The sequence below is a fragment of the Rhizobacter sp. P2_D12 genome (genome assembly GCF_056404395.1).
The window spans coordinates 1-25808 of the sequence record NZ_JBFUEB010000020.1; the positions used below are offsets into that span (position 1 = coordinate 1).

Below are 25808 nucleotides of genomic sequence, written 5' to 3' on the forward strand. Positions count from 1 at the left end.
CGCCCAGGCCGCTCGCGATCTGGTCGGCCAGCCAGCGCTGCAGCTCCTGCGCCGCGCCTTCGATGCGCGCCCAGCGCTGCGCCTCGCGCTTCGCGTCGCGTGCGGCCGCGGCGTCGGCGTCCACCGGTTCGGCAGCACGCGCCTGCTGTTTCTCTTCCTGTTTCTGGGCTTTCTCGGCGCGCGAGGCCAGCCATTCGCCGACCCACGCGGGGGCGTCGGCGTTCTTGAACAAGGACGCCTGCTCGGCGCGCAGCAGCATCAGCGCCAGGCCATGCTTGCACGGGAACTTGCGGCTCGGGCAGGTGCAGCGGAACGACGGGCCGGACAGGTCGACCTGCGTCTGGTAAGGCTTGGCGCCGCTGCCCTGGCATTCGCCCCACACCGCCTGCGGGTTGGCGCCGAGCGTCGGCCACTGGCCGGGCGACACCAGCCCGCGCGCGGCCTTGGCCGACGATGCGTCGGGCGCCAGCGACAGCACGGCCTCGGCGCCCAGCGTCATGCGGGCCGCCTCGCGGCCGATGCCGATGCGTACGCCTGGTGACGGTCCATCCCCCCTGCTCCCTGCCGATGCGAATGTGCCGCAGTCTAAAGGGAGCTCGGCTCCGATCGCGTGACACGCACGCGCCAGTGGCCATCGGCGCCGTCGGTCGCAAAGCGCACCGGCAGGAAGCGCTCGATCACGCCGAAGTTGGTTCGCGCGTGCTCGGTCAGCTCGGTGCAGCTGAACTGCGCCGCGCGGCCGCTGCGCCACACCGCCAGCGCGAGCGGCAGGGTCCACTGGTCGGCCAGGTGCGGGCCGAGCGCCCCGGTGCCCGCCTGGTAGACGCGCAGCTCGGCCAGCAGCGACTGCGCGACCTGCTCGGCACTGCGACCGCGCTCGCCGAAGCTGATCGCGAGTTCGGTGACGTGTTCATGCACCAGCGTCGCCATCAACGCGTTGCCGGGGCCTTCGTTCTGGCGCAACACCGGCACGTGCAGCGCGTCGTCGGCCCAGCCGAGCGCCTGCTGCACGATCGCGAGTTCACGCGCCGCCACGCTGCGCGGGATCGCGGCGGCCAGGCACTCGGCGTAGGAGGCCTGTGCCGCACCGCGCTCCAGCAGGTCGAACGGCTGCAGCCCGCCGGCCGCGGGCAGGATCTCGGCGACGAACTCGCCGCCGCCCGCCGGGAAGAAGCCGTGCCGGCGCAGCAGCAGGCGGCTGCCGGCGCCCAGCCGGTGCAGCAGCGGCGCATAGCAGCGCTCGATGAAGTGGAAGGGCGGCGCCATCGGGTTGTGCGTGCCGCCGCCGAGCGTCAGGCGGCTGGGCTCGGCCGCGAGCATCAGCGCCGGCCACACGGTCTGCAGCACCAGCGTCGCGCTGCCGGCCGTGCCGACGCTGAACGCATGCTCGCCGGGGCGCAGCGCACCCGGCTCGAAAACCAGCGTGGCGGAGCCCGGCTCGGCGCCCTGCACCTGCGCGCCGCTGACGGCCTGGGCCGCCAGCACACAGGCCAGGTGCTGGCGCATCAGGCCGGGCTTGGGGCGGCGCGCGCGGATGTTGCGCAGCGTGACGCCCTGGCCGGTGCACATGGCAAGCGCCAACGCGCTGCGCAGGATCTGGCCGCCACCCTCCCCGGTGGCGCCGTCGAGTTCGATCATCTTCATTCCTTGTCGTTGTTGTTCACGATGCCGAACGACTGCAGCTGGAACAGCACCTGTGCCCGCAGCGGTTCGGCCACGAGCGCACTCGCGCGCTGCCACGCTTCGCGCACGGCCTGCTTCTGCGCTTGCGCCGGCACGACGAAGCACCGGCCCATGTCCTCGCACCAGGCCAGCAAGCCTTCGTCGACCATGTGCCCGCTGGCCTGCGACAACCCGCTGTCGGCCAAGGTCGCCAGCACGAACCACAGGCGGTCCCAGGGTGAGGCACGGCTCATCAGTTGCAGCGCGACCCGCATCGATCGCGGCGAGGGCACGGCTTCGACCAGTTGCCGCACGCGTTGCGCCGAGGGTGCCGGCGCACCTCGTTGCACGGCCTTCACGGCCAGCCGCTGCACCGCCGGCGCAGCGTCCACCAAGGCCCGCTCGATCAAGGCCGGCAGGTCCGCGTCGGTCTCGGCGAACAGTCCTTCGCAGGCCACGGCCCGCAGCGCGCCGCTGCTGCATCCGATCAAGGCCTCGCAGCAGGCGCGATGCGCAGGATGCCGCAGCTCGCGCAACAGTTTCAGCGACACCACCCGTTCGCGCGCCGGCTTCGACGCATTGCCGACGACGGCCAGCGCACGCAACTGGACCGCCTCCACCATGGCCGACGTTGCCGCCGACAAGGCCAGCTGGCGAACCAGTGCGCGTTCATCGAAGCACAGCCGGTTCAGCCATTCGGCCGGCACGACTTGGCCGCCGGCCGACATCGAACGCAGCCCGGCCGCGCGCACCTCGCCGAAGACGCTGCGGCAGGCTTCGGCCGCCGCACGGCTGCGCGACGCCTGTGTCGCCAGTGCGCCCAGGCGCGAGGCGGCCATTCTCGCCACCCACACATCGCCGGAAGCCACGCCACGGACCAGCACGCGTTCCATCTCGGCTTCGGCATGTCCTGCCTTGAGGCTCAGCTGGAACAGGAAGCGACCGGCCTCGCGATCGGAGGCGGGCACACCCACTCCCAGGCGCTGCAAGCGCGAAGGCGCCGACAGGAACGCATCGACGGCTTCCAGCAGACCGCGGTGGTCGACCCGGCCCGCGCCGCGCAGGCGCCACAGCGCCGGCAAGGCCTGCCGCCAGCCGTCGAGCCTGTGCTCGTCCAGCCAGGCCAGCACCGCTTCGGCGGCCGCCTGCCTGACCTGCGGCACCCAGTCGTTCGCGCGTACCAGCAGCACGCGCAGCGCGCGCGGGTCATCGCTGCGCGCGAGCGCCTCCACCGCTTGCTGGCGCTCGTAGCCATTCGTCGAGGCGGCTGCTGCCATCCACGCTTCGACGCTGCCCGCACTCTCCCGCGGGTTGCCGAGCCATCGGTTCAACCACGTGTTCATCACTTCATCCTTTCACGCACACCACCTGCTTCAGCGTGTGCACCACCTCGACCAGGTCCTTCTGCGCGGTCATCACCGCGTCGATGTCCTTGTAGGCCATCGGGATCTCGTCGATCACGTCCTTGTCCTTGCGGCATTCGACGCCCGCGGTCGCCTTGACCTGGTCGTCGACCGTGAACAGCTTCTTCGCCTTCGTGCGGCTCATCACGCGACCGGCGCCGTGGCTGCAGCTCTCGAAGCTCTCCGGGTTGCCCAGGCCGCGCACGATGTAGCTGCGCGCGCCCATGCTGCCCGGGATGATCCCCAGCTCGCCGCGCTTGGCGCTGACCGCGCCCTTGCGGGTCACGAACACGTCCTCGCCGAAGTGACGCTCCTGCTGCACGTAGTTGTGGTGGCAGTTCACCGCCTCGACGTAGGTCTCGAACGGCTTCGCGATCACCTGGCGCACCGTCGCGATCAGGTTGGTCATCATCACTTCGCGGTTGCGCGCCGCGAACTTCTGCGCCCAGCCGACGCCGCGCACGTAGTCGCCGAAGTACTGTGCGCCTTCCTCGAAGTACGCCAGGTCCTGGTCGGGCAGGTTGCGCTGGTGCTGCTCGGCGTCCTTCTTGGCCAGCTCGATGAAGTGCGTGCCGATCGCGTTGCCGACGCCGCGCGACCCCGAATGCAGCATGAACCACACGGCGCCCTCCTCGTCGAGGCAGACCTCGATGAAGTGGTTGCCGGAGCCCAGCGTGCCCAGGTGCTTGCGGTTGTTGGTGTTCTTCAGCCGCGGGTGCAGCTCGCACAGCGCATCGAACTCGTCGACCAGCGTCGCCCAGACGTCGTCCACCGTCTCCGGCGGGTTCTCCCAGCTGCCCTGGTCGCGGCCACGGTGGCGCGGCGACGAGCCGTGCGGCACCGCGCGCTCGATCGCCGAGCGCAGCGGGCCCAGGTTGTCCGGCAGGTCCTCCGCGCGCAGCGTGGTCTTGCAGGCCATCATCCCGCAGCCGATGTCGACACCGACCGCGGCCGGGATGATCGCGCGCAGCGTCGGGATCACCGAGCCGACGGTCGCACCGATGCCCAGGTGCACGTCGGGCATGGCCGCGATGTGCTTGAAGACCACCGGCAGGCGGGCCGCGTTGGCGAGCTGCTTCTTCGCCTCGTCCTCGACCGGCACGCCGCGGGTCCACATCTTCACGGGCACGCCGCCTTCGATGTCTTCGACGCTGTAGTTCTTGACTGCTTCCATCTTGTCCTCGCTTCCTTTGTCTTGTCGCTTCAGGCCAGCTTCACCAGCCCGTTCAGCACGCCATCCAAGCCGCCGAACACCGAGATCTTGTCGATCCGTTCGGCCACGCGCTCCAGCGTCTCCAGCTCCTTCAGGCGCAACGCGGTGGGGTTGTCCTCCATCACCTTGGCCGTGTTGAGCAGCGAACGGCTGGCCGCCGTTTCCTCGCGGCGGCGGATCACGTTGGCCTCGGCCGCCTTCTGCGCCTCGACCACCTGCGCCAGGATGGTCTTCATCTCGCCCGGCAGCACGATGTCCTTGACGCCGACGCTCTCGAGCGCCATGCCGTAGTCCGCCAGCTTGCCCTGCGCGTAGCCCGTCACGACCTCGTCGATCACGCCCTTGTTCTCCAGCAGCTCGTCCAAGGTGCGTGTGCCCACGGCCGCGCGCAGCCCGAACTGCAGCTCCCGGTACAGGTGCTCGGCCGGCTTCTGCAGCCGGGTCCAGGCCTTCAGCACGTCGGTCACGCGCCAGGTCGCCACCATGTTCAGCCGCAGGCTCACCTTGTCACGCGTCAGGATGTCCTGGCCCGCAACATCCAGCGCCTGCAGACGCAGGTCCACCACGTCCACCGAGACGGTGCGATTGAACTTCCAGAAGGCGTACGAGCCCGGCGCCAGCACGCGCTCGACCTTGCCGTCCACCCACAGGAGGCCGGCCGCGAACTCGTTCACCTGCACCTGCAGCACGCCGCCCAGGCCCGCCACGCCGCGCTGGCGCAACTGCGTCTGCGCCAGGCGCGCCGTCAAGGCCGGGGCCAGTTCCACGCCGGCCTCGATGTCGATCACCTCGATCTGCACCTCGACCAGGCCCTTCCAGTACAGGCGCCGCGTGGTCGGCGGCAGCACCTCGACCAGCACGCCGTTGTCCAAGCGCAGGCCCACCTGCGTCTCCGACAGCTCGACCTTCACGAACTCCGCCGCAATGACCGCCGGCTCGCGCGCCATCAGGTAGTCGGCCAGCGCGTGCGCGAACACCGGTTGCTCCAGAGAGAAGGTCTCCAGGCTCAGGCGGTCCCGGCCGGCGAACACCCGGTGCGCGCCCGGTTGCAGCACGCGTTCGAAATCGCCATTGCGCAGCAGCAGGCCGCGCTCGTTCTTCTTCACCGTGAAACGCTTGAACATCAACATCTTGCCTTCTCTCTTTTCTTGATCAACGAATGGGGACCGTTACAGCGGTGCGGCGGACGGGGATCGCACCGGCCTGCGGCCCTGCAGCGGTCGACACGACAAGGCCGTGGCGCTGGCTGCGGGCAGGGGCCGACCGGGTTCACCGTGCGGGCCGCACCACTGACGGGATCGTCCCGGACGAGCCGGCTGTCTCCCGCGTTCGGCGGAGGTCTTTCGACCGATTTCTGAAAATGGTTTTTGAGGCCATTGGGTACGGGGTTCGAACCCGTGCGCGCTCAACGAGCACTCACCAAGCACGACCTTCCCGAAGGCGCGGCATGCATGCCACCGACGGAGCTCACGCCCCGGATTGCCTGCACCGGCGGGGCAGGCTTTCACCTCAACCCCTCACCTACAGCGTTCTTCGTTCGTGTCGGACGCCTGATGTATTGCAGTCGGCGTGCCAACTGAGGCCACCCTGCCGAGCCGACTTCACAAGCCATTGATTTCAAATGAAATTTACCGACAGATAGGCATTCCACCGCCGCTCAGTCACCGCCTCCATCCGCCAAATTGCTAGACTTTCAGCTAGTCTCCTATCCATTCATCCATGACCAAACAGACCGTTGTCATCGGCTTCCTCGGCACCCAGCTCGACGCCGGCCAGGGCGCCGGCCGCTGGGAGAAGTGGCGTCCCACCGTGTCGCTGGTGCAGCAGCCCGACACCGTCGTGCACCGCCTCGAGCTGATCCACACGCCGCGCCACGAGGGCCTGGCGCAGCAGGTGCAGCGCGACATGGCCTCGGTGTCGCCGGAGACGCGGGTCAACCTGGTCGCGATGGACCTGGCCGACCCGTGGGATTTCGGCGAGATGTACGGCGCGCTCTACGACTGGGTGCGCGCCTACGACTTCGACACCGAGCGCGAGCAGTACTGGGCGCACATCACCACCGGCACCCACGTCGCGCAGATCTGCATGTTCCTGATGGTCGAGTCGCGCTTCATCCCCGGCGTGCTGCTGCAGACCGCGCCGCCCAAGAAGCAGGCCCACGACAACCCCGGCCACCTGACGCTGATCGACCTCGACCTGTCGCGCTACGACGTGCTCGCGCAGCGCTTCGACCGCGAGCAGCAGGACGCCGTCGACTTCCTGAAGAGCGGCATCGCGACCCGCAACGCGGCCTTCAACACGCTGATCGACGAGATCGAGCGCGTGGCGGTGCGCTCGCGCGCGCCCATCCTGCTGACCGGGCCGACCGGCGCCGGCAAGTCGCACCTCGCGCGGCGCATGTACGAGCTGAAGAAGTCGCGTCACCAGGTGGGCGGCGAGTTCGTCGAGGTGAACTGCGCGACGCTGCATGGCGACGGCGCGGCGTCCACGCTGTTCGGCCACCGCAAGGGCGCGTTCACCGGCGCAGCGGCCGACCGCGCCGGCCTGCTGCGCAGCGCGCACGGCGGCGTGCTGTTCCTCGACGAGATCGGCGAGCTGGGCCAGGACGAGCAGGCGATGCTGCTGAAGGCGGTGGAGGAAAAGCGCTTCTACCCGATGGGCAGCGACCGCGAAGTGGCGAGCGACTTCCAGCTGGTCGCCGGCACCAACCGCGACCTGCGCATCGACGTCGCCGAGGGCCGCTTCCGCGAAGACCTGTACGCCCGCATCAACCTGTGGAGCTACACGCTGCCGGGCCTGGCGCAACGGCCGGAGGACATCGAACCCAATGTCGAGCACCTGCTGGCCCGCGCCGCCGCCGAGCTGGGCCGCGCGGTGCGCTTCAACGCGGAGGCCAAGGCGCAGTACCTGCGCTTCGCGCAATCGCCCGAGGCGCTGTGGCGCGGCAACTTCCGCGACCTGTCCGCCAGCGTCACGCGGCTCGCCACGCTGGCCGATGGCGGGCGCATCGCCTCGCCGCTGGTCGAGGCCGAGCTGCAGCGCCTGCGCTGGCTGTGGCAGCACCACGCGGGCGACGCCCCCGAGGCAGCCGGTGCCGACCTCGATGCGCTGCTCGGCGATGCCGCCGCTGCACTCGACCTGTTCGACCGGCTGCAGCTGCAGTCGGTGCTGCAGGTGTGCCGGCGCGCGCGCAGCCTGTCGGACGCGGGCCGGCAGCTGTTCCATGTCTCGCGCCAGCAGCGCAGCGTCGTCAACGACGCCGACCGGCTGCGCAAATACCTCGCGAAGCACGGCCTCAGCTGGGACCGGGTGACAGCCTGATGCCGTGGCGGGGGAGTCGAACCCCCTGGCCCTGGCCGCGCGGCATCGCACCGCGCGGTATGTCGTTCAGGGCCTTGTCCATCGGGCATCCACTGCACTTCGGCTGTGTCCAAGCGCGAGCATCCCGTCGGATGTGGTGTCTCGCTGCACGGGGCCCGGGTCCGGGCCGCGCACATCCCGCGCCGCCAACACCATTTCGTGCGGACGCGGAGGGCAAGGGCACACCCGAAGTGAAGCGGGTGAAGCACATCAAGCACGCCAAAAAGCAGAAAGGCCCGGATCCTTGTCGGAATCCGGGCCTCTGTGAACAGAGTCGAAGGGTGGGCCTCAAGCCCCGCCTTCTCCCGGATGCCCGCGATCGTTGCCGTCGCGCTTGCCTTCCGCCATGCAGCCGCACTCGCCCGATGCACGGACGGCTTGCTGCAGGTGGAAGGAAAGGTGGCGGCTTGTCACGATGGGTCCTCGGATTCAGTCGATTCGGTGCGCTTTTTCAAGCAAGGCGCGGATCGTAAAAACTCTTTACGGGTTCGTCAAGCATTACTTCACCGGCCGTGATCAAACCGTCTTGACCCCGTTGACCGGCAACAGCACCGCCAGCAGCGAACTGGTCGCGCACATGAAGAGGCGGTTGCGCTTGGGCCCGCCGAACACGACATTGGCCACCCGCTCGGCGGTCTTCACCTTGCCGAGCAGCGTGCCGTCGGGCGCGAGGCAGTGCACGCCGTCGTTCGCGCCGCACCACAGCCGGCCCTGCTCGTCGACGCGGAAGCCGTCGAACAGGCCGGCACTGCAGGTCGCGAACACCGCGCCGCCCGACAGCGTGCCGCGCGCCGACACGTCGAACACGCGGATGTGCCGCGGTCCGTCGGGCTGGTGCGTGACGCCGCTGTCGACGATGTAGAGCTTCGATTCGTCGGGCGAGAAGGCGAGCCCGTTCGGTCGCACGAAGTCGTCGGCCACGCGCGCGCAGTCGCCGCTGTTCGGGTCGAGCCGGTAGACGTGGCAGCCACCGGTCTCGCTCTCGCCCCGGTGGCCCTCGTAGTCGGAGTCGATGCCGTAGGCCGGGTCGGTGAACCAGATCGAACCGTCGGACTTCACCACCACGTCGTTCGGGCTGTTCAGGCGCTTGCCGTTGACGTGCGCGGCCAGCGTGGTGATGCTGCCGTCGTGCTCGGTGCGCGTCACGCTGCGCGAGCCGTGCTCGCAGCTGACGAGCCGGCCCAGGCGGTCCAGCGTGTTGCCGTTGGCGAAGTTCGACGGCTCGCGGAAGACGCTGACGCGGCCGTCGGTCTCGTCCCAGCGCATGGTGCGGTTGTTCGGGATGTCGTTCCACAGCAGGTAGCGCCCGGCCGGCACGTAGACCGGCCCCTCGGCCCAGCGCATGCCCTGGTGCAACGTGTCGACGCGGGCGCTGGTGCGCACGCAGCTGCGGAATCGCTCGTCGAGGATCTCGAAATCGGTCTCGGCCATGGTGCGGTGCCTCCTGCCGCCCACTGTAGCGCTCAGGCAGGCTGGCGCAGGCTGTCCTGCAGCGCGGCCAGCGCCGGCGGCACCTCGCCGGCGCGCCACACCAGCGGCGTGACCCGCTCGGCATGCACCTTGGGCAACGCATGCCACAGCACCGGCGGGCTGCGCAGCGTGGCCAGCACCGCCTGCGGCACCAGCGCGATGCCGGTGCCGGCCGCCACGCAGGCGACGATCGCGTGGTACGAGCTCAGTTCCAGCACGCGCATCGACGCGACGCGCCGGTCGCCCAGCCAGCGCATCAGCACGCGGCGGTAGGCACAGCCGTCGGGAAAGCTGATCACCGAGTCGTCCTGCACGTCCTGCGCCCGCACGATCGGTGCGTGCGTCGCCGCCGAGATGATGCCCAGCCGCTCGCGGAACAGCGGCATCGTCGCCAGCGACTTGTCGGCCGGCGCCTCGACGATGAAGGCCGCGTCGATGCGGCGCGCCACCAGCAACGCCAGCAGCGCATCGTTGGTGCCGGTGCTCAGCTCGACGCGCACCTCCGGGTAGCGCCGGTGGTAGGCCGCCAGCACGGCCGGCAGCCGGCTCGCGGTGGTGCTTTCGAGCGCGCCGATGCGCAGCACGCCGCTCGGTGCGCCGCCCACCACCGCCTGCCGCGCCTCGTCCGACAGGCTCAGCAGGCGCTCGGCATAGTCGAGCAGCACCTGCCCGCGCGGCGACAGGTGCAGGCGCTGCCGGTCGCGGTGGAACAGCTCGGCGCCGAGCGACGCCTCGAGCTGCTGCACGCGCGTCGTCACGCTCGACGGCACGCGGTGCAGCTTGCGCGCGGCCTTCAGGATGCCGCCTTCGTGCACCACGGTACGGAAGATGGAAAGGGCTTCGAGGTCCATGCCGCGATGCTGCCACGTTGCCGGCGATCCTGTTCGCCATTCCAGAACAAGTCGTTCTGAATAATTCAATATCGCGGAACAGCATCGGTGACTAGCATCCCGGCATGCCGAACCCGGACGCTCCCTCTCCCTCCGCCGCCGGCGCCGCCGTGCTGGGCGCGCTGTGCCTGGCCAGCGGCATGGGCATCGGCCGCTTCGCGTTCACGCCGCTGCTGCCGCTGATGCAGGACGCCGGGCTGTCGCTGCCGCACGGTGCGTGGCTCGCCAGCGTCAACTACGCCGGCTACCTGCTGGGTGCGCTGCTGTGCGCGGCCTGGCCGCTGCCGGCCGGCACGGTCGCGCGGGCCGGGCTGGCCGCCGTCTCGCTGGCCACGCTCGCGATGGGCTTCGGCGACGACTACCGCGCATGGTTGCTGTGGCGCGGGTTGGCCGGCGTCGCGAGTGCCTGGGTGCTGGTCGGCGCGTCGTCGTGGGCGCTGGCACAGCTGGCGCGACGGCAGCGCAGCACCTGGTCGGGCTGGGTCTTCGCGGGGGTCGGCAGCGGGATGATGCTGGCCGGTGGACTGGGTCTCGCGGCCGGCGTGCGCGGCTGGTCGGCCGCGGCCGGCTGGCAGCTGCTGGGCGGGCTTGCGGCCGCGGCGGCGCTCGTCGCGTGGCGTCCGCTGGGCGATTCGGCACCGGCCGCCACCGCGATCGCCACCGCACCCCGCCCGTTCACGCGCGAGGCCTGGATCCTGGTCGCCTGCTACGGCCTGTTCGGCTACGGCTACATCATCCCCGCCACCTTCCTGCCGGCGCTCGGCCGGCAGCTGTTCCCGGATCCGCAGGTGTTCGGCTGGGCCTGGCCGCTGTTCGGGCTGGCCGCCGCGCTGTCGACGCTGGTGGCCGCGCGCTGGTTCGCGCAGGCCGCGCCGCGCCGCGTGTTCGGCGGGGGCCTGGCCGTGATGGCGGTGGGCGTCGCGGCGCCGGCGGTGCTGCCGGGCCTGGGTGCGATCCTGCTCTGCGCCGCAGGCGTCGGCGGCACCTTCATGGTCGTCACGATGGCCAGCTTCCAGGAGGCACGCCGCGAGGCCGGCGCGGCGCCGGCCCGGCTGGTCGCGACGATGACGGCCGCCTTCGCGCTCGGCCAGCTGGTCGGGCCGCTGACGGTGCCGGCCGGCCCGTTGTCATCGGTCATCATCGGCCCCAGCCTCGCGGCCGCGGCCGCGTTGCTGGCCAGCGCGCTCGTGCTGCTGCGGCCGCGCGCGGCTCCCGTCACCGTCCACCCCTGAGAGCGAGACCCATGCGACTGCCTCCCCTGCCCGACACCGCCATGACCCCGGCCCAACGCGCCGCCGCCGACGAACTGATCGCCGGCCCGCGCAAGGCCGTCAAGGGGCCGTTCATCGCGCTGCTGCGCAGCCCCGAGCTGCTCGCGCACGTTCAGAAGCTCGGCGCCTTCCTGCGCTTCGGCACCTCGCTGACCCCGCGCAGCAGCGAGTTCGCGACGCTGCTGGTGGCGCGCCACTGCAGCCAGCAGTTCGAGTGGCACGTGCACGTGCCGCTGGCCTTGAAGGCCGGCACTTCGCAGGAAACCATCGATGCGGTACGCGACGGCCGCCGCCCCGACGCGATGGACGCCGACGAAGCGCTGCTGCACGACTTCTGCAGCGAGCTGCTGCAGCGGCACGGCGTCAGCGACGCCACCTACGCGCGCGCCGCCGCCCGCTTCGGCGAGGCCGGCGTGGTCGAGCTGACCAGCCTGGTGGGCTACTACACGATGGTGTCGATGGTGCTCAACGTCGGGCAGATCCCCGAGGAGCCGGGCAGCGGCGTGACGCCGATCCCGCCCTTCCCCCGCTGACGCGGGCCGGGCGTCAGCGCCGCGTCTCGCGCTGCAAGGTCGCGAGCCACGGCGACAGCAGGCTGGCGTCGCCGACGGCCGGCACGTCTGCGAACTCGGTGCGGAACAGCTCCGCCATCCAGTCGCTGAAGGCGCGCACCTTGGCCGCCAGGTGGCGGTTGCGCGCGTACAGCAGCGTCACCGGCAGGCTGCCTGCATCCCATGCTTCCATCACGCGCACCAGCCGGCCCTCCGCCAGGTGCCGCGCCACGACGCGGCTGCACGGCGTCTGCATCAGGCCCAGGCCGGCGACGCCGGTGGCGATGTAGGTGTCGGCATCGTTGCATGCCACCGCGTGCTCGCCGCGCACCTGGTGGCGTTCGCCGTCGCGGTAGAAGTCGAACGGGAACAGGTGGCCGTCGCGCGGCGAATAGAAGTTGACGAAGCGGTGCCGCGGCAGGTCGTCCAGCGTCTGCGGCGTGCCGTGCGCGGCCAGGTAGGACGGCGCGGCGCAGGTCAGCACCGGCAGCCGGCCGAGCAGGYGGCCGACCAGGCTTTCGTCGTGCACGTCGCCGCCGCGCACCACGCAGTCGTAGCCTTCGGCCAGCAGGTCGACCGGCCGGTCGGAGCTGCCCAGCTCCAGCACGATGCCCGGGTAGCGGCTGCAGAAGTCGGGCAACGCCGGTGCGATCACGTGGCGGCCGATCGCCGCCGCGACATCCACTCGCAACCGCCCCGACGGCACGCCGACCGACTGCCGCAGCGCCCCTTCGACCTCGTGCACCTGCTGCAGCATCGCCTGGGCATGCTGGTGGAACATCGCGCCGTCGTCGGTCAGGCTGACGCGGCGCGTCGTGCGGTTGAGCAGCCGCACACCCAGGTGGCCCTCGAGCTCCTGGATGACGGTGGTGACGCGGCCCTTGGGCATCTGCAGGGCGAGCGCGGCGCCCGAGAAGCTGCCCAGCTCCACCACGCGGGTGAAGACCTCCATGCTGCGAAAACGATCGATCGCCATGGGCTCGTTTATATCTGTACTTGAGAACAGTTCGTTCTGAACCCGTGGGTTTATTCGTACCCGCACACCCAATAGAGTGCCTGCACCGACGCTTCAACCCAAGGATCCCGCATGAACACCGTCTCCCTCGGCGCCGACGGCCCGCATGACGTCTCCGCCCTCGGCCTCGGCTGCATGGGCATGTCCGACCTGTATGGCGCGAGCGACCGCGCCGAGGCCATCGCCACGCTGCATGCGGCGCTGGATGCCGGCATCAAGCTGCTGGACACCGGCGACTTCTACGGCATGGGCCACAACGAGCTGCTGATCGGCGAGGCGCTGAAGGGGCGGCGCGAGCAGGCGCTGGTCTCGGTCAAGTTCGGCGGCCTGCGGTCGCCGGAAGGCGCCTTCCTCGGCATGGACGGCCGCCCGGTCGCGGTGAAGAACTTCGTCGCATACAGCCTGAAGCGCCTGGGCACCGACCACATCGACATCTACCGCATCGCGCGGCTCGACCCGGCGGTGCCGATCGAGGACACCGTCGGCGCCATCGCGGACCTGGTGAAGGCCGGCTGGGTCCGGCACGTCGGGCTGTCCGAAGTCGGCCCCGAGACGATCGCGCGGGCGCACCGCGTGCATCCGATCGCCGACCTGCAGATCGAGTACTCGCTGCTGAGCCGCTCGCCCGAAGACGCGATCTTCCCGTTGCTGAAGGAGCTCGGCATCGGCGTTACCGCGTACGGCGTGCTGTCGCGTGGCCTGCTGGCCGGCTCGCGACCGACCGGGCCGCAGGACTACCGTAGCCACCTGCCGCGCTTCCAGGGCGAGAACCTGCTGCGCAACCAGGCGCTGGCTGCGGTGCTGCAGGACCTGGCGCGTTCGCTCGGCGGCAGCGCGTCGCAGGTGGCCATCGCGTGGGTGCTGGCGCGCTCGCGCGCGATGGGCGTGCGGATGGTGCCGCTGGTGGGGTCGCGCACCCGCAGGCAGCTCGACGATGCGCTGGGCGCGCTGCGCCTGTCGCTGTCGGACGAGACGCTGGCGCGCATCGAGGCGGCGGTGCCGCGCGACGCCGCGGCCGGCGCGCGCTACGGGGCCGAGCAGATGGCGCACCTCGACAGCGAGGCTTGACCTGTCGCCTACGTCACCCGGCTGCGGCTGTAGCGCAGCACCACCCGCACCAACTCGTCGGCGTCGATGGGCTTGGTGACGCGCTCGACCATGCCGGCGGCCAGGCACTGCGCGCGCTCCTCCTGCAAGGCATGGGCGGTCTGGCCGATGATGGGCAGGTCCGGATGGAGCGCATGGATGCGGCGCGCCGTCTCGTAGCCGTCGATGCCGGGCATCATCACGTCGAGCAGCACCACGTCGTAGGAACAGCCGGGTGCGCCGACGCGCGCGATCGCCTGGTGGCCATCGGCGACGATGTCGATGCGCGCGCCCTCGCCTTCCAGCAGGCTCTGGATCACGATCTGGTTGACCTGGTTGTCCTCGGCCACCAGCACGTGCAGGCCGGCCAGGCGCGCGCGCGGCGAGTCGCTCGCCGGCACCGCGTGCGCACGGTCACCGGGTTGCGACACCGCATCGGCCAGCGGCAGCCGCACACAGAACACCGAGCCTTCGCCGCTGCGGCTGGACACGCGGATCGAGCCGCGCATCAGCTCGACCAGCCGCTTGCTGATGGCCAGCCCGAGGCCGGTGCCGCCGTAGCGCCGCGTCGTCGACGCGTCGGCCTGCTCGAAGGACACGAACAGGCGCCCGATCTGCTCGGCCGACATGCCGACGCCACTGTCGGCCACCTCGATCAGCAGTTCGTCGTGATCCACCTCCAGGCTCATCACGACCTGGCCCACGTCGGTGAACTTGACCGCGTTCGACAGCAGGTTGAGCAGCACCTGGCCCAGGCGCAGTCCGTCGACGCGCATCCGTTCGGGCACCTGCTCGTCGACGACCAGGCTCAGCGCCACGCCTTTCTCGGCCGCGGCGGTGCGCACGAGGTCGACGGCGCGCTGCGCGATCGGGCGCAGCGGCAGCACCGACTCGTCGAGCAGCAGCTTGCCGGCCTCGATCTTCGACATGTCGAGCACGTCGTCGAGGATGCCCTGCAGCAGCCGGCCCGACTCGAGGATGCGGCCGAAGCGCGAGCGCACCTCGGCCGGCATCGACAGGTCGCGCTGGCCGATCTGCGCGAAGCCGAGCACGCCGTTCAGCGGCGTGCGGATCTCGTGGCTCATGTTGGCGAGGAACAGCGACTTCGAGCGGCTGGCCGCCTCGGCGTGCTGCCGGGCCGCGTCGAGCTCGGCCAGCGTGGCCGCGCGCTGCCGCACGGCCCGCCGCTGGATCGCCAGCAGCACGGTGGTGCCGGCCACCAGCAGCAGCCAGAAGACGGCGGCGAGCGTGCACTCGCGGTACCAGGCGGCCATCACCTCGTGGCGCTCCAGGCCGATCAGCACGTAGGCCGGATAGCGGCCGAGCTGGCGGTACATCACCGTGCGCAGCTGCTGGTCGATGGTGCTGCGCGTCTCGAAGCTGCCGGCCGGCTGGCCGCTGGCCACCGCATCCTGCGTCTGCGGCGACTGCAGGCGCGCCGGCTGCTCGTCGGCCAGCAGCGGCGTCTCGGGCAGGCGCAGCAGCACGTCGCGCTGGCTGTTGAAGACGGTGATGACGCCGCGCTCGCCGACCTTCAGCGACCGCATGATGCCGGCCAGGTCGTCGAGGTCCATGTTGAGGTAGACAACGCCGGCCAGCCCGCCGTCCGCGTTGCGCAGCTGGCGCGCGATCGGCAGCACCCAGCGCGAGGTGATGCGCGATTTCAGCGGCAGGCCGAGGATCAGCCCGGGCGAGGCCGTCGCGGTCTTGAAGAAGTACCTCTGCGCAACGTTGATGGCCCGCGCCGGATCGGCACCGGCGCCGTACTGCACCAGCCCGGCCGCATCGGCGGCGCGCAGCGCGGGGGATTCGGGCAGCCGCTGCTGCAGGCTGATCAGCACCTCGGTGAACTGCTCCTGGCGCACCGGTGGCTGGGCGCTGAGGCGCCGGTATTCCTGCACGGCCGATTGCAGCACCAGGTCGGCGGCCTGCACGCGCGTGAACAGGTAGCGCTCCAGGTTCAGCGTCAGGTTCTGCAGGTTGTCGGCCGCGGCCGCCTGGTAGCGCTGGTGGCTGGCCCACAGCGAGTATGCGAGGAACCCGCCGACGACGGCCAGCATCAGCGCGGCGCCGACGGCGAGACGCCGGAACGAGAGGCGCCACTCCTGACCGGTCGGGTCGTCGTTCACGCGGGCTCCCTGCGTGGCTGGGCCACTGGTGGTGTGCGCCCGTTATAGCCCGGGCACGCAGGGACGCCAACGGCAGTTTCACCCGGCGCCGGGACTCATTCCTTGATGAAGGCGAGCAGGTCGGCGTTCAGCTTGTCCTTGTGCGTGTCGGTCAAGCCGTGCGGCGCCCCCGGGTAGACGACCAGCTTCGAGTTCTTCACCAACTTTGAGGAAGCAAGACCCGAGGCGCCGATCGGCACGATCTGGTCGTCATCGCCGTGCACGATCAGCGTCGGCACGTCGAACTTCTTCAGGTCCTCGGTGAAGTCGGTCTCGGAGAACGCCTTGATGCTGTCGAAGGTGTTCTTGTGCCCGCCTTGCATGCCCTGCGCCCACCACGAATCGACCAGGCCTTGCGAGAACTTCGCACCCGGGCGGTTGAAGCCGAAGAACGGGCCGGACGGGATGTCCTTGTAGAGCTGCGAACGGTTGGCCAGCTGGCCGGCGCGGATGCCGTCGAACACCTCGATCGGCAGGCCGCCCGGGTTGGCCGGCGTCTTCAGCATCAGCGGCGGCACCGCCGACACCAGCACCGCCTTCGCGACGCGCTTCGTGCCATGGCGGCCGATGTAGCGCGCCACCTCGCCACCGCCGGTCGAGAAGCCGACCAGCACGACGTTCTTCAGGTCCAGCGTCTCGAGCACCGTGGCCAGGTCGTCGGCATAGGTGTTCATCTCGTTGCCGTTCCACGGCTGGCTCGACCGGCCATGGCCGCGCCGGTCGTGCGCCACCGTGCGGTAACCCTGCGAAGCCAGGAAGATCATCTGCGACTCCCAGCTGTCCGAGCTGAGCGGCCAGCCGTGGCTGAAGACGACCGGCTGGCCGCTGCCCCAGTCCTTGAAGTAGAGCTGGGTGCCGTCGCGGGTGCTGATGTAGTTGCTCATGGTCTTGCTTCCTTTCAGGGCATGGGAGGACGGGGTGGCGGCGCCGGCGGGAGCGCTCCCGATGGCGGCGGCCACCGTGCCGGCGGCAGCGATGGCGCTGCCGGCGAGCAGTTGGCGACGCGAAGGATGGGACGGTTGGGACATGGTTTTCTCCTGGGGTTGGGCAGGCGGGTTGGGAATGAGGTATTCGAGATTACACATTCATATCGCGTGCGATATTTAGGGGGTTCGAAGACGTGGGAAGGCCCATGGCATCACTCAGGCGTTCTTGTGAAGACTGGCGCGCAAGGTGACCAGCACGTCGCGCAACTCGTCGATCTGCCCCGGCGACAGCTCCATCGCCTGGGCCACGCAGCCCGGCACGCCCTCGGCCTTGGCGCGCAGTGCGCGGCCGGCATCGGTCAGCGAGACGATCACTTGGCGCTCGTCCGCCTTGCTGCGGTCGCGCTGCACCAGGCCTTGGGCTTCGAGGCGCTTGAGCAACGGTGTCACGGTGGGGGTCTCGAGGAAGAGCTGCTCGCAGATCTCGGAGACGTTGATGCCGTCGCGTTCCCACAGCGCCAGCATCACCAGGTACTGCGGGTAGGTGAGGTCGAGGTCACGCAGCAGCGAGCGGTAGACCTTGTTGACGCCGAGCATCGTCGAGTAGAGCGCGAAGCACAGCTGGCCTTGCAGCGCCAGCAGGTCGGCGCGCACGGCGGCCTGCGCGGCGGTGGGGGTCGGCTTGCTGTCCATGGTGCGAACTTTATATCGCACACGATTTAAACGCAAGCGACTTTTAACCAGGATCCGGGTTGCGCAGCGTCAGGTACCGGGCCGGCACCGCGTCCGTCAGCCACACGCCATTGGCGGAACAGAAGAAACGATGGCCATCGGCCTGCATCGCGGCAGCGTCGACTTCGAGCAAGGCGAGCTGGCCATGGCGCTCGCCCACGGCCGCCGCGGTGTCCTGGCGCGCGCTCAGGTGCACGTGGTGCCGCTCGCGGCGTTGCAGGCCGTCGCGCAGGATCGCGTCCAGGAAGCGGGTCGCGGTGCCGTGGAACAAGTGGGGCGGCGGCAGCGCGGGCGCGAGCCCCAGGTCGACGTCCACCGAATGCCCCTGGTTGGCGCGGATGCGCTGACCGTCTGCACTGATCGCGAAGCGCTGCTTGTCGCTGCTGTCGACGATCTGCTGCAGCTGCTCGCGCGACAACGGCTTGCCGGCGGCCTCCGACTTCTGCAGCAGATCGTCGATGCCGACCCAGCCGGCCTGGTCCAGCACCAGCCCGATGCGCTGCGGTTCGTGCCGCAGCACCAGGCTCAGGAACTTGCTGAGGGAGCTCGCTTCCTTCGGCTGCATCGTCAGCTGCGATTGAACGGACCCCGGCGGACCCGGCGCGGTGGCGGTGCTGCATGGCCGGTGGCGTCGAAGCCTTTGCGTTGCGCGAGGAGTTCATCGCCATCGATGCGTTCGGCAAGTTGCTCGATGTCGGCAGGCGTCACACCCGCGGCAGCGAAGTGATCGCGCCAGCCGTCCACCACGCCGATGACCTCCGCCACGGCGGTCGCCGCTTCTGCGCGGGCCAGGCCGAACGCCTGGCACTGCGACATCGCATTGGCGAGCGTCGAGTCGCGGCCCATGTCGCCGCAGATGAACTCCTGGAAACCCTGGCCCGAGTTCGACGGCAGCACGTCATACGCCGGCGCCAGCCGGAAGCGCCCGTTGCTCGACGGAGCAACGGCGAGCAGCGCGTGGTTCTTCTCGTGGTCGTCGGTGTTGTCGACCAGGATGTTGAACACCATGCGCCGGAACAGCTCGGCGGCATCGGCCATGTTCGCGCCGTCTGCCGCAACGCCGGTGCGGCGCAGCAGTTGCGCGAGCGCGGGGTAGCCCATGTCTGGCTCCTGGCCTGCGGCGGTGGCTGCGCGCAATGCCGTGCCCGCCGAGATGCTGTGGATGCGGCGCCCCTCTCCACGATCGAAGCGCCGCACGGCAATCGCATGCTGCCCCACCAGCGGCAGCGCCCGGGTCTCGGCGACGTGGATGCCGGCCTGCGCGGCCAGCGTCATCGTCGCGTGCTCGACCAGCGGCGAATCGACCGGCTCGCCGTTGTAGAACTTCACCACCCACTGCTCGCCACCGATCTCGACCAGGGCCTTGGGCTTGGCACCACCGAAGCTGCCGCCCGAGACGAGCACGCGCCGTTCGGTGTCGGTGATGGCTTCGGAGGCGGCCACCTTGGCCACGACCTCGCTGATCGCCTGCACCTCGGCCAGCCGCGGCAGCGGGCCGCCGGCGCGCGGCAGGTAGTGCTGGTCGGAGGTCGACACGCCCAGTGCGCCGAAGCGGTCGTCGCCCGCAAAGTACAGGTACTCCATCAGCGACAGGCGCTTCGGACGATCGATGTACTGGATGACGCGCTCGCCCCAGCGGTCGGGCCGGGCATCGTCGACCGCGCCGGCCGCCATCGCAGCACCGGCGGCCAAGCGACCGCGCGGCAGGTGTTCGACGTCGACCAGGGGCAGGTCTTCACTCAGCGCGAAACCTGCGGCCAGCCACTGCGGCCCGTACTGCAGCGACACGCCCTTGCCGGACTGCACCAGGCGCAGCGTGCCGACGAACCTCGGCGCGGTCGGGTCGCCGAGGAACCAGAGGTGGTGGACATCGAACTTCATTCGCCGGCCCCGCCCTTCTGCTGCCGGCGCAGCCGGGCTTCGGCAGACGCTTGCGCCCGTTCCTTGCCGAGGTTCATCGCCTCGCGCACGTCCAGTTCGAGCGCGCCCTGGTCATGCTCGGGCGAAGCGAGGTCGGCCAGCTGCCCATCCCGTCCCACGAGCCACAACGCGGTCGCGAGGATGCCCAGGCTGACACCCGCGTCACCGGCCTCCAGGCGCAGCAGCGTCGGCACCGTCACGCCCAGGCGAGCCGCCCAGGTTTTCAACGATTCGCCGCGGCGCAGACGCGCCACCGCCAGGTCGGCGCCGAGCTTTTCGAGAGCGGCGACCGTGGCCGGGGGCAGTTGCGCAAGCGCGCGTGGCGTCTTAGGCATACAAATAGATTATATCAATACGGCCTTATTTGATAAACTCTATTTATACGGATCGCCATTTCAGCGGCACTTCCCAGCGCTGCCTCGCCAACGCGATCGCTGACGGCAAAGCACGCTCACACGTCGATGTTCGCCGCCCGCAACGCATTCGTCTCAATGAAGTCGCGCCGCGGCTCCACCTCGTCGCCCATCAGCATCGTGAACACCCGGTCGGCCTCGATCGCGTCGTCGATCTGCACGCGCAGCAGGCGCCGCACGTTCGGGTCCATCGTCGTCTCCCACAACTGCTGCGGGTTCATCTCGCCCAGGCCCTTGTAGCGCTGGCGACCGACGGCCGATTCGGCCTGCTGCAGCAGCCATGCCATCGCCTGGCGGAAGTCGCCGACCTTGGCTTCCTTCTGCTTCTCGCCCTCACCGCGCTTGATCACCGCGTCGGCCGCGACCAGCCCCTTGAACGTCTGGCCCGCGGTCGACAAGGCTTCGTAGTCGGCGCCATGCACGAAGTCGGCACTGATCACGCTGCTCTTGCGGTTGCCATGGTGCATGCGGCTGATGCGCAGGATGTGCTTGTCGGTGCGCGTGTCGAACTCGGCCGTGACCTCGGCGTCGTGCAACGCCGCCTTCAACCCCGCCGCCGACAACTCGGCCGCTTCCAGCGTGTCAAGGTCCAGCGCCAGGCCGTTGGCCATCGCGCGCAGGGCCTCGATGTCCATCCAGTTCGACAGACGCTCGACCACGTTGTTGGCCATCACGTACTGGCGCGCCAGCGTCTCCAGCGTCTCGCCCAGCAGCACCGTGCCGCCGACGCCGGTCTCCAGCTTCGCGTCCTTCAGCGCCACCTTCAGCAGGTAGCCATCGAGCTCGTGGCCGTCCTTCAGGTACTGCTCTTCCTTGCCGAGCTTTACCTTGTACAGCGGCGGCTGTGCGATGTAGATGTGGCCGCGCTCGACGATCTCGGGCATCTGCCGATAGAAGAACGTGAGCAGCAGCGTGCGGATGTGCGCGCCGTCGACGTCCGCGTCGGTCATGATGATGATGCGGTGGTAGCGCAGCTTGTCCGGGTTGAACTCGTCCTTGCCGATGCTCGTGCCCAGCGCCGTGATCAGCGTCAGGATTTCATTGCTGGTCAACAGCCGCTCGAAGCGCGCCCGCTCCACGTTCAGGATCTTGCCCCGCAACGGCAGGATCGCCTGGAACTTGCGGTCGCGGCCCTGCTTGGCCGAGCCGCCGGCGGAGTCGCCCTCGACGATGTAGATCTCGCACAGCGCCGGGTCCTTCTCCTGGCAGTCGGCCAGCTTGCCCGGCAGGCCCATGCCGTCGAGCACGCCCTTGCGACGCGTCATCTCGCGCGCCTTGCGAGCCGCCTCGCGGGCCCGCGCCGCCTCGACGATCTTGCCGCAGATGATCTTCGCGTCGACCGGGTTCTCCAGCAGGTAGTCGGTCAGCGCCTTGCTGACCACGTCTTCCACCGGGCCCCGCACTTCGCTGGACACCAGCTTGTCCTTGGTCTGGCTGCTGAACTTCGGCTCCGGCACCTTCACGCTCAGCACGCAGCACAGGCCCTCGCGCATGTCGTCGCCGGTGATCTCGACCTTGGCCTTCTTGGCCAGCTCGTTGTCCTCGATGTACTTGTTGATGACCCGTGTCATCCCGGCACGCAGGCCGGTCAGGTGGGTGCCRCCATCACGCTGCGGGATGTTGTTGGTGAAGCACAGCACGTTCTCGCTGTAGCCGTCGTTCCACTGCATCGCCACCTCGGTGGTGATGTTGGTGTTCTGGTCCGACAGCTTGTCGCCGGTGGCGTGGAAGATGTTCGGGTGCAGCACCTTCTTGCCGGTGTTGATGAAGTCGACGAACCCCTTCACGCCGCCGATGAAGGCAAAGTTGTCTTCCTTGTTGTTGCGCTCGTCGACCAGCCGGATCTTGACGCCGTTGTTCAGGAAGCTCAGCTCGCGCAGCCGCTTGCTGAGGATGTCGTAGTGGAAATCGATGTTGTTGAAGATCTCATCGTCGGGCAGGAAGTGCACCTCGGTGCCGCGCTTCTCGGTCTCGCCCGTCACCTTCATCGGGCTCACCTCGAAGCCATCGCGCATCTCCAGCACGCGGTCTTGCGGCACGCCCTTGCGGAACTCGATGAAATGCGTCTTGCCGTCGCGGCGCACCGTCAGGCGCAGCCACTTTGACAACGCATTCACGCATGACACGCCCACGCCGTGCAGACCGCCCGACACCTTGTAGCTGTTCTGGTTGAACTTGCCGCCCGCATGCAGCTCGGTCAGCGCGATCTCGGCCGCACTGCGCTTGGGCTCGTGCTTGTCGTCCATCTTCACGCCCGTCGGGATGCCGCGGCCGTTGTCGGTCACGCTGATCGCGTTGTCGCTGTGGATGGTCACGACGATGTCATCGCAGTAGCCGGCCAAGGCCTCGTCGATCGAGTTGTCGACCACCTCGAACACCAGGTGGTGCAGCCCGGTGCCGTCGGAGGTATCGCCGATGTACATGCCCGGACGCTTGCGCACGGCCTCCAGGCCTTCCAGGATCTGGATGCTGCCTTCGCCGTAGGCGCTCGACACAGCATCCGCAGCCGCCTTCTTGGCAGCGCCGTCATCGGGAATGTTCAGGGAATCGGTCATCGCGGTATTGAACTCATGGAATACATCGGGTACGGGCAGCCGGCCTGCGGATCGCGATCCTCGGATCAGATCCGCATCGGCATCACGACGTACTTGAAGCCCGCCTGCTCGGGCACGGTGAACAGGGCGCTGGAATTGGTGTCCTGCAGCTCCAGCTTGACCATCTCGACGCTCATGTTGGCCAGTGCGTCCATCAGGTAGGTGACGTTGAAGCCGATCTCGATCGCGTCGCCGTTGTAGTCGACCTCGAGCTCTTCCTTGGCCTCTTCCTGCTCGGCATTGCTCGATGCGATGCGCAGCACGCCCGGCTCGATGTTGACGCGCACGCCCTTGAACTTCTCGCTGGTCAGGATCGCGGCGCGCTGCAGGCTGGCCAGCAGCGGCGCGCGGCCCAGCGTCACGTGGTTCTTGTGGTTCTTCGGGATCACGCGGTTGTAGTCGGGGAACTTGCCCTCGACCAGCTTGGTGACGAACTCCATGCCGCTGAAGCTGAACTTGGCCTGGTTGCCGGCGAAGCGCATCTCGATCGGGCTGTCCTGGCCTTCCTTCTCGTCCTTCAGCAGGCGCTGCAGCTCGAGCACCGTCTTGCGCGGCAGGATCACCTCCTGCTTCGGGATCTCGACGTCGAGGTTGGCCTGCGCCAGCGCCAGGCGGTGGCCGTCGGTCGCCACCAGCGTCAGGCTCTTGCCTTCGGCGACGAACAGGATGCCGTTCAGGTAGTAGCGGATGTCGTGCACCGCCATCGCGAAGTGCACCTGGTTGATCAGCATCTTCAGCGTCTTCTGCGGCACGCTGAAGACCGGGCCGAAGTCGGCCGCTTCCTGCACCAGCGGGAAGTCGTCGGCCGGCAGCGTCTGCAGCGTGAAGCGGCTCTTGCCGCCCTGCAGCGTCAGCTTGTTCTGCGCCGCGCTCAGCGTGACGGTCTGGTCGGCCGGCAGCGAACGCAGGATGTCGATCAGCTTGCGTGCGCCGACGGTGGTCGCGAAGTTGCTCGCGTCGCCGTCGAACTCGGCCGTGGTGCGGACCTGGATCTCCAGGTCGCTGCTGGTCAGCTCGACCTGGCTGCCCGTCTTGCGGATCAGCACGTTGGCCAGGATCGGCAAGGTGTGCCTGCGTTCGACGATGCCGGAAACGGCTTGCAGGGCTCCCAACACTTTTTCTTGCGCTGCCTTCAAGACAATCATGTCAACCTCTTAAATTAGTCGTCTTAGTAGAGGACGGCGTTCCTTGTGGAAAACGCCATTTTCCCCTTTTCCATCAACCGCTTGCAGATCGTCGAACCCTGTGTGCAGATGCCCTCGAACTGCGGGACTCCCACACAACAACTTCCTGAAACCTCCGAGGCCTGTGGACAGCTTCGAAGTTGCGCTCGAGTTGTCCCCAGACTTGTGCTTTGACATCCACGCGTTCTTCTGCTGATTCCTTCGTGTCAGCCTTTCAGCGTCTGTTCCAGCACGTGCAGCTGCTGGTTCAGCTCGGTGTTCTTCTGCCGTTCGCCGGCAATCTTGCGCACCGCGTGCAGCACTGTCGTGTGGTCGCGCCCGCCGAACAGCTCGCCGATCTCGGGCAGGCTCTTCTGCGTCATTTCCTTGGCCAGGTACATCGCGATCTGGCGCGGTCGCGCGATGCTGGCCGGGCGCTTCTTGCTGTACATGTCGGCCACCTTGATCTTGTAGAAGTCGGCCACTGTCTTCTGGATGTTCTCGACGCCGACCTGGCGGTTCTGGATCGACAGCAGGTCCTTCAGCGCCTCGCGGGCCAGCTGGATGTTGATGTCCTTGTGCGAGAAACGCGAGTACGCCAGGATCTTGCGCAACGCGCCCTCGAGCTCGCGCACGTTGGCGCGCACGTTCTTCGCGACGAAGAAGGCCACGTCCTCCGGCATCGCGGTGCCCTCGGCATCGGCCTTGCGCATCAGGATGGCCACCCGCATCTCCAGCTCCGGCGGCTCGATCGCCACCGTCAAACCGGCGTCGAAGCGCGAGGTCAGGCGCTCGTCGATGTCGACCAACCCCTTCGGGTAGGTGTCGCTGGTCATGATGATGTGCGCGCGCTTGGCCAGCAACGCCTCGAAGGCGTTGAAGAACTCCTCCTGGGTGCGCTCCTTGCCGGCGAAGAACTGCACGTCGTCGATCAGCAGCAGGTCCAGCGAGTGGTACTTGGCCTTCAGTTCGTCGAAGGTCTTGCGCTGGTAGTTCTTGACAACGTCGGTGATGAACTGCTCGGCGTGCAGGTACAGCACGCGGGCATCGCTGCGGTCGGCCAGCAACGCGTTGCCCACCGCATGCACCAGGTGGGTCTTGCCGAGGCCGACCCCGCCGTAGATGAAGAGCGGGTTGTACATCTGCCCAGGCGCGCCGGCCACGTGCAGCGCCGCGGTGCGTGCCATCTGGTTGGCGCGGCCGGCGACCAGCGTGTCGAAGGTCAGGGCCGGGTTCAGCCGGTGGCGCGGCAGGGCCGCGTTGGCGGCCGACGGGCTGCGCGGCACCGACAGGCTCGGCGCCTCGATCGTGGCCGCGGCGTGGGTCGCTCCGCCATTGGCGGCCGACCCGATCGCGCGGCCGATCGCCACCGGCCCGTCCTGGCGGAACTGGCCGATCGGTACCACTGCCTCGCGTGGTGCGAGCATCAGGTCCAGGCGCACCGGCTTGCCGGCGAGTTCGCTGAGGACGGCCTCGATGCGGCCGGCGTACTGGTTGCGGATCCAGTCGAGCTTGAACCGATTGGGCACACGCAGTGATGCGACCGCGCCGGCGATGCCTTCGTCAGTGACGTCGGCCGCGGGCAGCGGACGGATCCAGGTGTTGAATTGTTGTTCGGGCAGTTCGGCTGCCAAACGCTCGCAGCCGCGCTGCCAGAGATCAGCGCTCATGTTGTGGAAAAGTTCTTCTCGGAGCGGCCGGATTCTACGGTGCAAAGGGGGTCTGCGGCGAGGTTATCCACAGTCTTGTGACGAACGTTGCAAGGCCTGCAAAGCCGCAGGCTGCGGTCTAAGTCTTTGACTAACCAAGGGGTTTTTGGTGTAATAGTGGGTTTCCCGAAGGCCCGGCTGTGTTCATGGTGAGCAGCATGCAGGGTCCACGATGACATAAAAGCTTGGCGGCTTCGATCGACCCAGATCGGCGCGCTGCAGAGCTAGCAAGTCCCGTGCTCTTGGGACCCTTTCCGCAGGA

21 protein-coding genes are annotated in these 25808 nt (G+C 68.8%); 4 read left to right on the top strand and 17 right to left on the bottom strand.

The genetic code is table 11. From position 1 onward, the window contains the following. The 5 genes from AC1DYN_RS09145 to AC1DYN_RS09165 all read right to left on the bottom strand — a co-directional run. A partial coding sequence (locus tag AC1DYN_RS09145; protein WP_477958811.1) for an SWIM zinc finger family protein occupies window positions 1–499 on the bottom strand: 499 nt, incomplete at its 3' end. Window positions 500–585: 86 nt separating this feature from the next. After that, window positions 586–1644: an RNA 3'-terminal phosphate cyclase gene (gene rtcA, locus AC1DYN_RS09150; protein ID WP_477958812.1), complete on the bottom strand. Its 1059-nt coding sequence runs from the start codon at window positions 1642–1644 to the stop codon at window positions 586–588. Then, window positions 1641–3005 carry a hypothetical protein gene (locus AC1DYN_RS09155; RefSeq protein WP_477958813.1) on the bottom strand — a complete coding sequence of 455 codons (1365 nt, stop codon included), beginning with the start codon at window positions 3003–3005 and terminating at the stop codon, window positions 1641–1643. Before AC1DYN_RS09155 ends, rtcA begins: the two co-directional genes overlap by 4 nt. 4 nt (window positions 3006–3009) lie before the next feature. Beyond that, window positions 3010–4239 (bottom strand): RtcB family protein, encoded by a 1230-nt coding sequence (locus AC1DYN_RS09160; protein ID WP_477958814.1) that lies wholly within the window; start codon window positions 4237–4239, stop codon window positions 3010–3012. A gap of 29 nt (window positions 4240–4268) precedes the next feature. Beyond that, window positions 4269–5408 carry a slipin family protein gene (locus AC1DYN_RS09165; RefSeq protein ID WP_477958815.1) on the bottom strand — a complete coding sequence of 380 codons (1140 nt, stop codon included), beginning with the start codon at window positions 5406–5408 and terminating at the stop codon, window positions 4269–4271. A 589-nt stretch (window positions 5409–5997) separates the two neighbouring features. On the opposite strand from AC1DYN_RS09165, the gene rtcR reads away from it, so the two are divergent. Beyond that, on the top strand, window positions 5998–7599 hold the full coding sequence (rtcR, locus tag AC1DYN_RS09170) for an RNA repair transcriptional activator RtcR (protein WP_477958816.1): 1602 nt from the start codon (window positions 5998–6000) through the stop codon (window positions 7597–7599). A gap of 555 nt (window positions 7600–8154) precedes the next feature. Here the strand turns inward: rtcR and AC1DYN_RS09175 are convergent. Further along, window positions 8155–9069, bottom strand: coding sequence for an SMP-30/gluconolactonase/LRE family protein (locus AC1DYN_RS09175; protein ID WP_477958817.1), 915 nt, complete (start codon window positions 9067–9069; stop codon window positions 8155–8157). 32 nt (window positions 9070–9101) lie between these two features. Beyond that, entirely contained in the window at window positions 9102–9959 is an 858-nt protein-coding gene (locus tag AC1DYN_RS09180; RefSeq protein WP_477958818.1) for a LysR substrate-binding domain-containing protein, read from the bottom strand. 104 nt (window positions 9960–10063) lie between these two features. Between AC1DYN_RS09180 and AC1DYN_RS09185 the strand changes: the two genes are divergently transcribed. Next, window positions 10064–11230 carry a YbfB/YjiJ family MFS transporter gene (locus tag AC1DYN_RS09185; protein WP_477958819.1) on the top strand — a complete coding sequence of 389 codons (1167 nt, stop codon included), beginning with the start codon at window positions 10064–10066 and terminating at the stop codon, window positions 11228–11230. Window positions 11231–11241: 11 nt separating this feature from the next. After that, window positions 11242–11802 (top strand): carboxymuconolactone decarboxylase family protein, encoded by a 561-nt coding sequence (locus AC1DYN_RS09190; protein WP_477958820.1) that lies wholly within the window; start codon window positions 11242–11244, stop codon window positions 11800–11802. Between the two features lie 13 nt (window positions 11803–11815). Here the strand turns inward: AC1DYN_RS09190 and AC1DYN_RS09195 are convergent, their stop codons facing one another. After that, entirely contained in the window at window positions 11816–12796 is a 981-nt protein-coding gene (locus tag AC1DYN_RS09195; RefSeq protein WP_477958821.1) for a LysR family transcriptional regulator, read from the bottom strand. A 111-nt stretch (window positions 12797–12907) separates the two neighbouring features. Between AC1DYN_RS09195 and AC1DYN_RS09200 the strand changes: the two genes are divergently transcribed. Continuing rightward, on the top strand, window positions 12908–13903 hold the full coding sequence (locus AC1DYN_RS09200) for an aldo/keto reductase (RefSeq protein ID WP_477958822.1): 996 nt from the start codon (window positions 12908–12910) through the stop codon (window positions 13901–13903). Window positions 13904–13911: 8 nt separating this feature from the next. Here the strand turns inward: AC1DYN_RS09200 and AC1DYN_RS09205 are convergent, their stop codons facing one another. From AC1DYN_RS09205 to dnaA, 9 genes are all read right to left on the bottom strand, one after another. Then, on the bottom strand, window positions 13912–16050 hold the full coding sequence (locus AC1DYN_RS09205) for a hybrid sensor histidine kinase/response regulator (protein ID WP_477958823.1): 2139 nt from the start codon (window positions 16048–16050) through the stop codon (window positions 13912–13914). Window positions 16051–16145: 95 nt separating this feature from the next. Then, window positions 16146–16973 (bottom strand): alpha/beta fold hydrolase, encoded by an 828-nt coding sequence (locus AC1DYN_RS09210; protein ID WP_477958881.1) that lies wholly within the window; start codon window positions 16971–16973, stop codon window positions 16146–16148. A 258-nt stretch (window positions 16974–17231) separates the two neighbouring features. Continuing rightward, complete coding sequence (locus AC1DYN_RS09215; RefSeq protein ID WP_477958824.1) at window positions 17232–17708, bottom strand: MarR family winged helix-turn-helix transcriptional regulator; 477 nt, start codon at window positions 17706–17708, stop codon at window positions 17232–17234. 43 nt (window positions 17709–17751) lie between these two features. Then, window positions 17752–18312, bottom strand: coding sequence for an RNA 2'-phosphotransferase (locus tag AC1DYN_RS09220; protein ID WP_477958825.1), 561 nt, complete (start codon window positions 18310–18312; stop codon window positions 17752–17754). A gap of 2 nt (window positions 18313–18314) precedes the next feature. After that, entirely contained in the window at window positions 18315–19628 is a 1314-nt protein-coding gene (locus AC1DYN_RS09225) for a type II toxin-antitoxin system HipA family toxin (protein WP_477958826.1), read from the bottom strand. Further along, the gene (locus AC1DYN_RS09230; RefSeq protein WP_477958827.1) at window positions 19625–20002 is read right to left on the bottom strand and encodes a helix-turn-helix domain-containing protein; all 378 of its coding nucleotides are present in this window, start codon (window positions 20000–20002) and stop codon (window positions 19625–19627) included. The genes AC1DYN_RS09225 and AC1DYN_RS09230 overlap by 4 nt, the downstream gene beginning before the upstream one ends. Before the next feature lie 116 nt (window positions 20003–20118). Beyond that, the gene (gene gyrB, locus AC1DYN_RS09235; RefSeq protein ID WP_477958828.1) at window positions 20119–22635 is read right to left on the bottom strand and encodes a DNA topoisomerase (ATP-hydrolyzing) subunit B; all 2517 of its coding nucleotides are present in this window, start codon (window positions 22633–22635) and stop codon (window positions 20119–20121) included. A 65-nt stretch (window positions 22636–22700) separates the two neighbouring features. After that, window positions 22701–23819, bottom strand: a complete 1119-nt coding sequence (gene dnaN, locus AC1DYN_RS09240; protein ID WP_477958829.1) for a DNA polymerase III subunit beta — start codon at window positions 23817–23819, stop codon at window positions 22701–22703. A 245-nt stretch (window positions 23820–24064) separates the two neighbouring features. Next, on the bottom strand, window positions 24065–25507 hold the full coding sequence (gene dnaA, locus AC1DYN_RS09245) for a chromosomal replication initiator protein DnaA (protein WP_477958830.1): 1443 nt from the start codon (window positions 25505–25507) through the stop codon (window positions 24065–24067). Window positions 25508–25808 lie beyond the last annotated feature (301 nt).

Excerpts from the sequence above, each read along its gene's own strand:
- AC1DYN_RS09230 (WP_477958827.1), bottom strand. The coding sequence starts at position 20,002 with ATGCCTAAGACGCCACGCGCGCTTGCGCAACTGCCCCCGGCCACGGTC.
- AC1DYN_RS09225 (WP_477958826.1), bottom strand. The coding sequence starts at position 19,628 with ATGAAGTTCGATGTCCACCACCTCTGGTTCCTCGGCGACCCGACCGCG.
- AC1DYN_RS09180 (WP_477958818.1), bottom strand. The coding sequence starts at position 9,959 with ATGGACCTCGAAGCCCTTTCCATCTTCCGTACCGTGGTGCACGAAGGC.
- dnaN (WP_477958829.1), bottom strand. The coding sequence starts at position 23,819 with ATGATTGTCTTGAAGGCAGCGCAAGAAAAAGTGTTGGGAGCCCTGCAA.
- AC1DYN_RS09185 (WP_477958819.1), top strand. The coding sequence starts at position 10,064 with ATGCCGAACCCGGACGCTCCCTCTCCCTCCGCCGCCGGCGCCGCCGTG.
- rtcA (WP_477958812.1), bottom strand. The coding sequence starts at position 1,644 with ATGAAGATGATCGAACTCGACGGCGCCACCGGGGAGGGTGGCGGCCAG.
- AC1DYN_RS09190 (WP_477958820.1), top strand. The coding sequence starts at position 11,242 with ATGCGACTGCCTCCCCTGCCCGACACCGCCATGACCCCGGCCCAACGC.
- AC1DYN_RS09215 (WP_477958824.1), bottom strand. The coding sequence starts at position 17,708 with ATGGACAGCAAGCCGACCCCCACCGCCGCGCAGGCCGCCGTGCGCGCC.
- AC1DYN_RS09220 (WP_477958825.1), bottom strand. The coding sequence starts at position 18,312 with ATGCAGCCGAAGGAAGCGAGCTCCCTCAGCAAGTTCCTGAGCCTGGTG.
- AC1DYN_RS09160 (WP_477958814.1), bottom strand. The coding sequence starts at position 4,239 with ATGGAAGCAGTCAAGAACTACAGCGTCGAAGACATCGAAGGCGGCGTG.
- AC1DYN_RS09155 (WP_477958813.1), bottom strand. The coding sequence starts at position 3,005 with ATGAACACGTGGTTGAACCGATGGCTCGGCAACCCGCGGGAGAGTGCG.
- rtcR (WP_477958816.1), top strand. The coding sequence starts at position 5,998 with ATGACCAAACAGACCGTTGTCATCGGCTTCCTCGGCACCCAGCTCGAC.
- AC1DYN_RS09175 (WP_477958817.1), bottom strand. The coding sequence starts at position 9,069 with ATGGCCGAGACCGATTTCGAGATCCTCGACGAGCGATTCCGCAGCTGC.
- AC1DYN_RS09165 (WP_477958815.1), bottom strand. The coding sequence starts at position 5,408 with ATGTTGATGTTCAAGCGTTTCACGGTGAAGAAGAACGAGCGCGGCCTG.
- dnaA (WP_477958830.1), bottom strand. The coding sequence starts at position 25,507 with ATGAGCGCTGATCTCTGGCAGCGCGGCTGCGAGCGTTTGGCAGCCGAA.
- AC1DYN_RS09210 (WP_477958881.1), bottom strand. The coding sequence starts at position 16,973 with ATGAGCAACTACATCAGCACCCGCGACGGCACCCAGCTCTACTTCAAG.
- AC1DYN_RS09200 (WP_477958822.1), top strand. The coding sequence starts at position 12,908 with ATGAACACCGTCTCCCTCGGCGCCGACGGCCCGCATGACGTCTCCGCC.